At 67.9% G+C, this 11,465-nt stretch carries 9 protein-coding genes; 3 read left to right on the forward strand and 6 right to left on the reverse strand.

Going from position 1 to position 11,465, the window contains the following annotated elements; all coding sequences use genetic code 11:
* Positions 1 to 49: 49 nt before the first annotated feature.
* Genes AC3WOH_RS17500 through AC3WOH_RS17515 form a run of 4 tightly spaced genes read right to left on the reverse strand, consistent with a single transcriptional unit; the run spans position 50 to position 4,881 of the window.
* Positions 50 to 1,126: a branched-chain amino acid ABC transporter permease gene (locus AC3WOH_RS17500; protein ID WP_492230553.1), complete on the reverse strand. Its 1,077-nt coding sequence runs from the start codon at positions 1,124 to 1,126 to the stop codon at positions 50 to 52.
* A gap of 30 nt (positions 1,127 to 1,156) precedes the next feature.
* On the reverse strand, positions 1,157 to 2,086 hold the full coding sequence (locus AC3WOH_RS17505; RefSeq protein ID WP_492230554.1) for a branched-chain amino acid ABC transporter permease: 930 nt from the start codon (positions 2,084 to 2,086) through the stop codon (positions 1,157 to 1,159).
* Between the two features lie 21 nt (positions 2,087 to 2,107).
* Positions 2,108 to 2,893 (reverse strand): ABC transporter ATP-binding protein, encoded by a 786-nt coding sequence (locus AC3WOH_RS17510; RefSeq protein ID WP_184859312.1) that lies wholly within the window; start codon positions 2,891 to 2,893, stop codon positions 2,108 to 2,110.
* Between the two features lie 41 nt (positions 2,894 to 2,934).
* On the reverse strand, positions 2,935 to 4,881 hold the full coding sequence (locus AC3WOH_RS17515) for an AMP-dependent synthetase/ligase (RefSeq protein WP_492230555.1): 1,947 nt from the start codon (positions 4,879 to 4,881) through the stop codon (positions 2,935 to 2,937).
* A gap of 231 nt (positions 4,882 to 5,112) precedes the next feature.
* On the opposite strand from AC3WOH_RS17515, the gene AC3WOH_RS17520 reads away from it, so the two are divergent.
* On the forward strand, positions 5,113 to 6,873 hold the full coding sequence (locus AC3WOH_RS17520; RefSeq protein ID WP_492230556.1) for an ExeA family protein: 1,761 nt from the start codon (positions 5,113 to 5,115) through the stop codon (positions 6,871 to 6,873).
* 5 nt (positions 6,874 to 6,878) lie between these two features.
* The gene (locus AC3WOH_RS17525; protein ID WP_492230557.1) at positions 6,879 to 7,646 is read left to right on the forward strand and encodes a general secretion pathway protein GspB; all 768 of its coding nucleotides are present in this window, start codon (positions 6,879 to 6,881) and stop codon (positions 7,644 to 7,646) included.
* A gap of 12 nt (positions 7,647 to 7,658) precedes the next feature.
* Here AC3WOH_RS17525 and AC3WOH_RS17530 read toward each other — a convergent pair whose 3' ends face one another.
* The gene (locus AC3WOH_RS17530; protein WP_492230558.1) at positions 7,659 to 8,828 is read right to left on the reverse strand and encodes an ABC transporter substrate-binding protein; all 1,170 of its coding nucleotides are present in this window, start codon (positions 8,826 to 8,828) and stop codon (positions 7,659 to 7,661) included.
* Positions 8,829 to 8,968: 140 nt separating this feature from the next.
* Between AC3WOH_RS17530 and AC3WOH_RS17535 the strand changes: the two genes are divergently transcribed.
* The gene (locus AC3WOH_RS17535) at positions 8,969 to 9,718 is read left to right on the forward strand and encodes a Crp/Fnr family transcriptional regulator (protein ID WP_492230559.1); all 750 of its coding nucleotides are present in this window, start codon (positions 8,969 to 8,971) and stop codon (positions 9,716 to 9,718) included.
* Here AC3WOH_RS17535 and AC3WOH_RS17540 read toward each other — a convergent pair.
* Positions 9,715 to 11,406, reverse strand: a complete 1,692-nt coding sequence (locus AC3WOH_RS17540; RefSeq protein WP_492230560.1) for a methyl-accepting chemotaxis protein — start codon at positions 11,404 to 11,406, stop codon at positions 9,715 to 9,717. The two genes, AC3WOH_RS17535 and AC3WOH_RS17540, sit on opposite strands and share 4 nt — an antisense overlap.
* Positions 11,407 to 11,465 lie beyond the last annotated feature (59 nt).

An 11,465-nucleotide genomic window follows, 5' to 3' on the forward strand; every position in this document is an offset into this window, starting at 1 on the left:
GAGGACTTGCGTGTAAGGGGTTTCCTGAGGGGCCGGCGCGGCGCGCGCATCAGTGCGGGAAGGGCCAGAGCCGCAGCTTTTGCTTGCCCGTGGACCAGAGCTTGGCCAGGCCATGGGGCTCGACGATCAGGAACCACACGATGAGTGCACCGAAGATCATCAGCTCCGCATGGGACACGCCGGCCGTGGAGATGGTGATGCCGAACAGGCCCAGCAAGGCCGGCAGGAACTGGTTGAGCACGATGGGCAGCACCACGATGAAGGTGGCCCCGAAGAAGGCCCCCATGATGGAGCCCAGGCCGCCGATGATCACCATGAACAGCAGGCGAAACGAGATCTCCACCGAGAAGGCCGCCGGCTCCCAGGCACCCAGGTAGACGAAAGCCCAGAGCGCGCCGGCCATGCCGATGATGAAGGAGCTCACGGCGAAGGCGCTGAGCTTGGCGTACATGGGGCGGATGCCGATCACCGCCGCCGCCACGTCCATGTCGCGGATGGCCATCCATTCGCGGCCGATGGCGCCGCGCACCAGGTTCTTGGCCAGCAGCGCCACCACCACCAGCACGGCCAGGCAGAACAGGTACTTGCTGGTGGCGCTCTCGATGGGCAGGCCGAAGACCTGCAGGTTGTTCACCGACACCGAGCCCGAGTCGGAGTTGTTGGTGAACCACTTGATGCGCAGAAACATCCAGTCGCTGAAGAACTGCGCCGCCAGCGTGGCCACGGCCAGGTACAGGCCCTTGACGCGCAGGCTGGGCAGCCCGAACAGGATGCCGAAGAAAGTGGCGCACAGGCCCCCCAGGATCAGCGCCGGGACCAGCGGCATGCCGGGAATGCGCACGAAGAAGTTGTAGGCCCCGTAGGCCCCCACGGCCATGAAGGCGCCCGAGCCCAGCGAGATCTGCCCGCAGTAGCCCACGAGGATGTTCACCCCCAGGGCGGCCAGCGCCATGATGACCAGGGGGATCAGGATGGCGCGGAACAGGTAGTCGCTGGCCAGCATGGGCACTGCGATGAAGGCCACGGCCAGGATGAGGCCGATGGCGAGGCGGTCCTGCGCGATCGGGAAGATCTGCTGGTCCGAGCGGTAGCTGGTCTTGAACTGGCCGTTTTCGCGGTAGAGCATGGTGGTCTCCTTTTCTTGTTCTTGTCGGTTTCAGACGCGATCGATGATCTTCTCTCCGAACAAACCTTGCGGTCTGAACAGCAGGAACACCAAAGCCAGCACATACGCAAACCAGATCTCGATACCCCCGCCCACATACGGACCCAGGTAGACCTCGGAGAGCTTCTCGCCCACGCCGATGATCAGCCCGCCGATGATGGCTCCGGGCACCGAGGTCAGGCCGCCGAGGATCACCACGGGCAGGGCGCGCAGGGCCACCGTGGTCAGCGAGAACTGCACGCCGAGCTTGGAGCCCCAGATCATGCCGGCCACCAGGGCCACGACGCCGGCCACGCACCAGACGATGACCCAGATGCGGTTGAGCGGGATGCCGATGGACTGCGCGGCCTGGTGGTCGTCGGCCACGGCGCGCAGGGCGCGGCCGGTGGATGTCTTCTGGAAGAACACGCTGAGCAGCAGCACCAGCGCGGCGGCGATGCCGGCGGCGATCACGTCCTCCTTGTTGACCAGGATGCCACCCTGGAACATGGATTCGAGCAGGAACACCGGGTCCTTGGGCATGCCCACGTCGATCTTGTAGATGTCGCTGCCGAACATCGTCTGGCCCAGGCCTTCGAGGAAGTAGGTGATGCCGAGCGTGGCCATGAGCAGCGTGGCGCCTTCCTGGTTCACCAGGTGGCGCAGCACCAGCTTCTCGATGAGCCAGGCCACCGCGAACATGATGGCGCCGGCAATGATGAAGGCGGCCACCGCGGCGAACACGGGGCTCGCGATGCCCGTCCACTTGGGGATCCATTCGGCAAAGCGGGCCATGGCCAGGGCGGCGAACAGCACCATCGCGCCCTGCGCGAAGTTGAAGACGCCCGAGGCCTTGTAGATCAGCACGAAGCCCAGTGCCACCAGCGAGTACAGCATGCCGGCCATGAGGCCGCCGATCAGTGTTTCAAGAAAGAATGCCATGGTTGTTGTTCTCCGGAGCGGTCAATGCGAGGTGCCCAGGTAGGCGCTGATCACGTCCGGGTTGCTGCGCACCTCGTCGGGCGTGCCGTCGCCGATCTTCTTGCCGTAGTCGAGCACCACCACGCGGTCGGAGATGTCCATCACCACACCCATGTCGTGCTCGATGAGCACGATGGTGGTGCCGAACTCGTCGTTCACGTCCAGCACGAATCGGCACATGTCCTGCTTTTCCTCGACGTTCATGCCGGCCATGGGCTCGTCGAGCAGCAGCACCTGCGGCTCCATGGCCAGGGCGCGGCCCAGGTCCACGCGTTTTTGCAGGCCATAGGGCAGTTGGCCCACGGGCGTCTTGCGGTAGGCCTGGATCTCCAGGAAGTCGATGATGTGCTCGACGAACTCGCGGTGGCGGATCTCCTCGCGCTCGGCGGGGCCGATGCGCAGCGCCTGCATGAGCAGGTTGCTTTTGATCTTGAGGTTGCGCCCGGTCATGATGTTGTCGATCACGCTCATGCCCTTGAACAGCGCCAGGTTCTGGAAGGTGCGCGCCACGCCCATCTCAGCCACCTGGCGCGAGTTCATGTGCGAGAAGGTCTTGCCGCGGAAGGTGATCGAACCCTCGGACGGCGTGTACACACCGTTGATGCAATTGAGCATGGAGCTCTTGCCCGCACCGTTGGGGCCAATGATGGCGCGGATCTCGTGCTCCTTGACGTTGAACGAGATGTCGGTGAGCGCCTTCACGCCGCCGAACCGCAGGCTGATGTTCTTGACGTCGAGGATGACGTCGCCGATCTTCTTTTGGTTCATGGTGGGCTGCTGTTGCTTGTCGGGCGGGTAGAGCGTGGGCTTCATGCGGCGGCCTTGACGGGGGTGAAGGTCTTCGTATCCGACAGCTTGAGCGTGGCGCTCACGCTGCCGGTGCGGCCGTCCTCGAACTTGACCTGGGTTTCGATGAACTGCTCGCTGCGGCCGGCATAGAGGGCCTCGACCAGCACGCCGTATTTCTCGGCGATGAAGCCGCGGCGGACCTTGTTGGTGCGCGTGAGCTCGCCATCGTCGGCATCGAGTTCCTTGTGCAGCACCAGGAAGCGGCTGACCTGGCTGCCGGCGAGCAGGGTGTCATTGGCCAGGTCGGCGTTGACTTTTTCCACGCACTCGCGGATCAGTTCGTACACCTCGGGCTTTTGCGCCAGGTCGGTGTAGCCGGCATAGGGCAGGTTGCGGCGCTCGGCCCAGTTGCCCACGGCGTCGAAGTCGATGTTGACCATCACGCACACCTTCTCGCGGCCATCGCCCAGGGCGACGACTTCCTTGATGTGCGGGAAGAACTTGAGCTTGTTCTCCACGTACTTGGGCGCGAACATGGCGCCGTCGTTGGCGCCGCCCTTGATGCGGCCCACGTCCTTCACGCGGTCGATGATCTTGAGGTGGCCCTGCGCGTCGAGGAAGCCCGCGTCGCTGGTGTGGTACCAGCCGTCGGCCGTGAGCACCTCGGCCGTGGCCGTGGGGTTCTTGTAGTACTCCTTGAGCAGGCCGGCGGACTTGACGAGGATTTCGCCGTTGTCGGCCACCTTGATCTCCACGCCGCGGATGGGTACGCCCACGGTGTCGGCGCGGGCCTGGTTGTCGGGCTGCAGGCAGACGAACACGGCGGTCTCGGTGGAGCCGTAGAGCTGCTTGAGGTTGATGCCGATGGAGCGGTAGAAGGTGAACAGGTCGGGGCCGATGGCCTCGCCCGCCGTGTAGGCCACCCGCACGCGCGAGAAGCCGAGGTTGTTGCGCAGCGGGCCGTAGACCAGCAGGTTTCCGAGTGCGTACTTGATGCGGTCAAGCGTGCCCACGGGCTGGCCGTCCATGAGCGCCGGGCCCACACGCTGGGCCACGGCCATGCAGGCCTGGAACATCTTGCGCTTGACCGTGCCGGCGTCTTCCATGCGGATCATCACGCTGGTGAGCAGGCCTTCGAAGATGCGCGGTGGTGCGAAGTAGTAGGTCGGGCCCACTTCCTTCAAGTCGATGGTCACCGTGCTGGCCGACTCGGGGCAGTTGACCACGTAGCCGCAGGCCAGCCACTGTGCGTAGCTGAAGATGTTCTGGCCGATCCAGGCCGGGGGCAGGTAGGCCAGCACCTCTTCGCTGCCGGTGAGCTTGTCGAATTCGGCACCGGCCGAGGCGCGGTCGAGCAGGGTGCTGTGTGTGTGCACCACGCCCTTGGGGTTGCCCGTCGTGCCCGAGGTGAAGAACATGGCCGCCACATCGGTGGGCTGCGCCTTGGCGACTTCGTTGCGGAACCATTGCGGATGTTGGGCGGTAAAGGCCTTGCCGGATTCGATCAGCGCATCTAGGGAGGACAGGCCTTCTTCCTGGTAATTGCGCAGGCCGCGCGGGTCGTCGAAGAAGATGCGCGCGATCAGCGGGCACTGCGCGCGAATCTCCAGCATCTTGTCCACCTGCTCCTGGTCTTCCACCAGGCAAAAGCGCACTTCGGCGTTGTTCAGGGGGAAGATGCATTCGGCGGCCACCGCGTCCTGGTACAGCGGCACGGGAATGGCACCCAGCGACTGCGCGGCCAGCATGGTGGCGTACAGCCGGGGTCGGTTGGCGCCGATCACCACCATGTGCTCGCCGCGCGTGAGGCCCGCCTGGTGCAGCCCGGCCGCCACATGCTCCACCAGCAGCGCCAGGTCGGCCCAGCTGTGGGACTGCCAGATACCGTATTCTTTTTCGCGCAGGGCCGCGGCCGTGGGGCGTTCGGCGGCATGCTGGAGCAGCAGTTGCGGAAACGTGGTCTTCATTCCGGTTCCTAAAAGTAAAAGGTGTCCGCCCGGTGACAGCCGGGAGCGCGGCCTTGTGGCTGCGTACGGGATGAATGCTAGGACCGACTTTGACGCCGCCTTGTCTTGCCGACGACAATTTACGGGAAACTACTCCTTGGGTGAAACCCTGAACCCCTTGAAACAAGGTTTGGGAGGCTGCTGTGGGCAGCTGTCGGGGAACGCTTCACCACAGGGCGGTATCCTCAGAGGATGTACGCCCCGTTCTTCGGTCTCCAGCACCCGCCGTTTTCCATCGCCCCTGACCCGCGCTATCTTTTCATGAGCGAGCGCCATCGGGAAGCCCTGGCCCACCTGCTCTACGGGCTGGATGCCGGGGGCGGTTTTGTGCTGCTCACGGGCGAAGTGGGCGCGGGCAAGACCACGGTGTGCCGCTGCTTCCTGGAGCAGATTCCCGAGAACTGCAACGTCGCCTACATCTTCAACCCCAAGCTCACGGTGGGCGAGCTGCTGCGCTCGATCTGCGACGAGTTCGGCGTGCCGCACAAGCCGGCCGTGCCGGGTCTGGAAACCGTCAAGGACTGCATCGATCCGCTCAATGCCTCGCTGCTGGCGGCGCATGCCAGCGGCCGCAACAACGTGCTCATCATCGACGAGGCGCAGAACCTCGAGGCCGATGTGCTGGAGCAGTTGCGCCTGCTGACCAACCTGGAGACCGCCGAGCGCAAGCTGCTGCAGATCATTCTGATCGGCCAGCCCGAACTGCGCAGCATGGTGGCGCGTCCCTCGCTGGAACAACTCGCCCAGCGCGTGATCGCGCGCTTCCACCTCGATGCGCTGAGTGCACATGAAACCCAGCAGTACATCGCCCACCGCCTGGCGGTGGCCGGGCTGCATGGCCCCGTCCCCTTCAGCCGGCGCGCCATCCGGCGCGTGCATGCGCTGTCGCGCGGCATACCGCGGCGCATCAACCTGCTGTGCGACCGGGCCCTGCTCGGCGCCTATGCGGCCGGCACGCGCGAGGTGAGCACGGCCATCGTGGAGCGTGCTGCGCGCGAAGTCTTCGGTGCGCCGGTGTCCGCCGCGGTGGCCACGGCGCGCCCCGCTCGGGCGGGCCTGTCCCGCTGGGCCCTGGCAGGCGCCGGGGTGGTGGCGGGGGCCGCGCTCGTGGCCGTTGCCGGGTGGTCCCTGGGCATGCGGCCCTCGCAGCCGCCAGCGGCCACCGCGAAGGCGGCCAGCACGGCCGCCCCCGCGGCACCGCTGCGCGCTGCATCGTCGGCCCCGGCCAAGCCACCCGCAGTCGCCGCGTCCGCGCCGGTGGTGGCTGTGGCGCCGGCGGCAGTGCCGGCATCTGCCGCGGCCTCGGTCGCCGTGCCCGCGCCGGCCCCGGTGTCTGGCCTGCAGCAGTTCCTGCTGGCGCAGTCCGCAAACGACACCGTGGCCTGGCAGTCCCTGGCTGCGGCCTGGGGGGCCAAGCTGGCCGAGGGCGCCGACGCCTGTACCACGCTGCCGCGCGACGGGCTGCGCTGCTACCGCAACCGCCGCGCGGGGCTGAACCTGATCCGCCAGATCGACCGGCCCGTGTTGCTCACGCTGTTCCCTTCGGAAGAGGGCGACAACGCCGTGGCGGCCGTGCTGCGTAGCCTGGACGACGAGGTGGCCACGCTGGAGAGCGGCGGCCGCACCCTGCATGTGCCCGTAGCCGACCTGGCCCAGGTCTGGCGGGGTGACATGGCCACGCTGTGGCGCGCCCCGCCCGGCATGCCCGACAAGGGCGAGATCACCGAAAGCCCGGCCGGCACGGCCTGGCTCGATGCGCGCCTGGCCTCCAAGGCGGCCGGCGGCTCCGGCCCCAGCAGCCGGCCCGTGACGCCTGCGTTGCGGCAATCGCGCATCCACCGTTTCCAGCTGGCCCAGGGCGTCACGCCCGATGGCCGTGCCGGCCCCCTGACCCTCATGCTGCTCAACCGCGCCGCCGGCGTGAAAGAACCGCGCCTGCGCACCGGAGCCTGATCCCCATGTCCTACATCCTTGATGCGCTGCGGCGCGCAGAAGCCGAGCGGGGCCGGGGTGCCGTGCCGGGCATCCATACACAGGCCATGCCGGCAGGGGGCGCCCCCGCAGAGCGGCCCGCTCCCGCCAACCTGGTGCTGGTGGGCGCGGCCGTGCTGGCCGTGGCCGCCCTTGCGGCGGGGGGAACCTGGTGGGCCATGCAGCGGCCTGCGGGCGGCGGTGCTCCTGCCAGCACGGCGGCGGTCGCCGTGGCTCCATCGGTGGCCCCTGCGCCCGCGCCGCCAGCGCCGGCCGCGGTCGCGCCCCTGGCGGTGCCGCCCCCCGTGCCGGCGGCCACGGTCGCACCGGCGCCAGTTCCCGCACCTGCGCCCACCCAGCCTGTGGTCGCGTCCACGGTGGAGCCGCGGCCCGTGGCGCCCAAGCGCGCGGCCGAGCCCGTGCGCGAACGGCCGGTGCGCGAGGCAGAGCCTGCCCGGCGTGAGGTGGCTCCGCCCGCGCCCAGCCCCGCGGCGGCAGCAGCTCCCGCCGCGCCTGCCAACGGCCCCGTCTTTGCCCAGAACGAGTTGCCGCCTTCGGTGCGCGAGCAACTGCCGGTGCTCCAGGTCACGGGCGCCACCTATTCCAGCAATCCCGCCCACCGCATGGCCATCGTCAATGGCCAGGTGCTGCAGGAGGGGGACCAGGCCGCACCGGGGCTCAAGCTCGAACGCATCGAGCAGGGCCGCACGGTCTGGTCATTCCGCGGCTACCGCTACGCCGTGGCGCCGCAGTGACCGCTTCAGGTCCTAGCGCAGAAAGCGGCCGTCGCGGCCGATCAGCGTGAGCTCGACGAAGCGCGAGGCATTGCGGTCCGGCGTGCTGGCGTTGACCTCGAAACCGCCCAGGTCCCATTTCTTGAGGTTCCAGGTGGCGTCGATGAAGGCGGCGCGTGTCGGGTTGCGGCCCGCGCGCTGCAGTGCCTCGGCAAACACGCGCGCATTGAGATAGCCTTCCAGCGCCAGGTGCGAGGGTTCGGCCGTGGCGCCCGACGCCTTCCAGGCGGTCTGGAAATCGCGCACCACCGGCATCACCACGTTGGAGGGCAGGGGCACGACCTGCGAGATGGCCATGCCCGTGGCGTCGGCGCCCAGGGCCTTCACCGTGGCGGGCGTGCCCATGACGGACAGGGCATACAGCGTCACGCCGCGCTTGAGCGCGCGGAAGGCCTTCACGAACTCCAGCGTGGGCTTGCCGGCCAGGCCGATGACGATGGCTTCCAGGTCGGTGCCTGCCAGCTTGGCCGCCGCTGCACCGGCGTCCGAAGCATTGCTCTCCACCGTCACGGTCACCGCGGCAGGCAGCTTGAGCCGGCCCATGGACTGCTCGGCGGCGCTGAAGACTTCCTTGCCGAAGGAGTTGTTCTGGTAGACGATGCCGATGCGCTGGATACCGATGGTGGACAGGTGCTGCACCAGCTTCTCGGCCTCGTCCGCGTAGCTGGCGCGGATGTTGAACACGCTGCGCGCATTTTTCGTGCGGCTCAGCAGGGCGCCCGTGAAAGGGGCGAAAAAGGGCACGCCGCTCTCGACCACCTTGGGCAGCATGGCCTCGATCATGGGCGTGCCCATGCAGTTGAAGAGGGCGAAGTTGCCTGTATCGGCCAGGAACTTGTCCACATTGGCCAGGGCCTTGGGGACTTCGTAGGCGTCGTCCAGCGTGGTCAACTCGATGCTGCGGCCGTGGACGCCGCCCTTGGCATTGATGCCGGCAAAGGCCGCCTTGGCGCCCTGGTGCATGGCCGAACCGAGATCGCCCAGGGGGCCGGTGAGGGCGGTGGACTGGCCGATGCGGATCGGCGCGTCCTGTGCCAGGGCACGGCTGCTGCCCCAGTGTGCCAGGGGCAGGGCGATGGCGCCGGCCAGCAGGGTGCGCCGGCGCAGCGCCGGCTGGGAGGGGTGGATACCGCCTGTCGTCATGTCGTGATGTCTCCGTACGCTTGGAATGGGGGCCCGGGTCCCCTCGGAAGGCCATCATCCGCAGCTGATTGGTGAAAATCTATCGTTGCGGCGACAATTCGCATCGTGGTATTCCCTCACGCATTCCGCCGCCGAGCCCCATGAACCAGGACCTGTCACTGCACCAGCGCCGGCGCCTGCCCACGGAGGCCGAGCTGGCCAACATCCCCTGGCTGACGCAGCTGCAGCCGGCCGAGCGCGAACGTGCCGAGGCGGCGCTGCTGGTGGGTGACGCGGCCCCGGGTGACTATGTGTGCCGCGTGGGCCGACCCGTGACCTATTGGTTCGGCGTGGTGGAGGGGCTGCTCAAGATGAGCAGCGACAACGCGCAGGGCCAGACCATGACCTATACCGGCGTGCCGCCCGGCGGCTGGTTCGGCGAGGGCACGGCCATGAAGCGCGAACCCTACCGCTACAACATCCAGGCACTGCGCAAGAGCATCGTGGCGGGCCTGCCGATCGACACCTTCCACTGGCTGCTGGACCACTCCATCGGCTTCAACCGCTTCGTGATGAACCAGCTCAACGAGCGCCTGGGCCAGTTCATCGCCGCGCGCGAGATCGACCGGCTGAACAACCCCGATGTGCGCGTGGCGCGCAGCCTCGCCTCCCTCTTCAACCCGGTGCTCTACCCCGGGGTGGGCGAGGTGCTGCGCATCACGCAGCAGGAGCTGGCCTACCTGGTGGGGCTGTCGCGCCAGCGTGTGAACGAGGCGCTGGCGGCGCTGGAGGTGCAAGGGGCCATCCGCGTGGAATACGGAGGCCTGCGCGTGCTGGACCTCGCGGCGCTGCAGTCCAGCATCTTCCAGCGCCTGGCGGAACCGCGTGCCGCCGCTTCCGGCGCGTCCTAGCCGCGCGGCAGGGCGGGGACGCCGGCCTTGCGCTGGCCCACCGCCGGGACGGGCGCGGGCACGGCTGCCACCGCCTCGGACGCACCCTGCCATTCGCGGTCATCGGCGCGCTCGCGGCGCAGGCGGAAGGTGTGCACCATCTGCGTCAGGCGGCCGGCCTGCTCCTTGAGGCTGTCGGCCGCGGCGGCACCTTCTTCCACCAGGGCAGCGTTCTGCTGCGTCATCTCTTCGAGCGCGCCCACGGACTGGCTGACCTCGCCGATGCGCTGGCTCTGCTCCTGCGTCGCAGCGGTGATCTCGCCCATGATGTCGGACACGCGGCGCACGGACATCACCAGCTCCTCGATGGTCTTGCCCGCATGGTTCACCAGGGTGCTGCCTTCCTGCACATGCTCGACGCTGGCGCCGATCAGGGTCTTGATCTCCCGCGCCGCCTGGGCGGCGCGGCCGGCCAGGTTGCGCACCTCGCTGGCCACCACGGCGAAGCCGCGGCCCTGCTCCCCGGCCCGGGCGGCTTCCACGGCGGCGTTGAGGGCCAGGATGTTGGTCTGGAAGGCGATGCCGTCGATCACGCTGGTGATGTCGGCAATCTTGCGCGAGCTGCCGCTGATGGTGTCCATGGTGCGCACCACCTGCGAAACCACTTCGCCACCGCGCGTGGCAGCATCCGATGCCGAGGAGGCCAACTGGTTGGCTTGGCGTGCGGCATCGGCGCTCTGCGACACGGTGCCCGTCAGGTCGGCCAGGGCATTGGCGGCGCCCTGCAGGTTGTGCGAGGTCTGCTCGGTGCGCTGGCTCAGGTCGAGGTTGCCCGAGGCCACTTCAGAACTGGCCACGAGGATGGATTCCGCCGTTCCACCGATATCGCCCACCAGGCTGCGCAGGCGGTCCTGCATGGCGGCGATGGCTTCGAGCAGGCGGCCGGTCTCGTCGTGGATGCGCACCTCCACCTGCGAGGTCAGGTCGCCGCGCGCGATGCGCTCGGCCACCACGACCGCGCGGCCGATGGGGGCCGTGATGCTGCTGGTGATGCGCCAGGCGATCAAAGCGCCTAGGCCGATGGCCAGCAGCACCAGCAGGCCGCCGGTCCAGCGCGCGCGGCTTTGCGTGACCTCGGCCGAGGCCGTGGCTTCGCTGTTCAAGGTGTTCTGCAGCTCGATCAACTGGGCCAGCTTGCCGCGCCAGGCGGCCTCCAGCGGGGCCACCTTGGTCATGAGGTTCAGCGTGGCGCTCACGGTATCGCCATCGTCGGCGGCCTTCATCGCGGCATCCAGTTCCGGGCGCGTCTTGCGGCCCAGTTCCTGGGCTTCGGCCAACAGCTTGCGCTCGGCCTCGCTCGTGCCCTCGGCCTTGAGCAGGTCGGCCAGGCTGGCTTCCTGGCGGGCATAGCCCTGCAGGGATTTCTCGGCGTTCTTGATCTGGTCGCGCGCCTGCTTGGGGTCGATCTCATTGAGCATGGCAGCCGAGCGGCTCTGGATGCCGATGGCGCTCACGCTGTCCAGCATCTCGTTGACCAGCCGGGTCTTGGTGGCGCCGGTGCCGGTGACCTGCTGCAGGTGCTCATGCAGCTTGCCGACCGAGAACTGGCCCACGGCGGCCACGGCAATCAGCAGCACCAGCAGGCAGCCGAAACCCAGGCCCAGGCGGCTGGAGATCGACAAAGATTTGAGGGACGAGGCGGCCGGCATGGGGGTCCTTGGCTGTTGAATTCGATGGGGTGGCACGAAGCAATAACGGTGCCCAGACG

The sequence above is a fragment of the Acidovorax sp. FW305-C-20-28 genome (assembly GCF_058783375.1).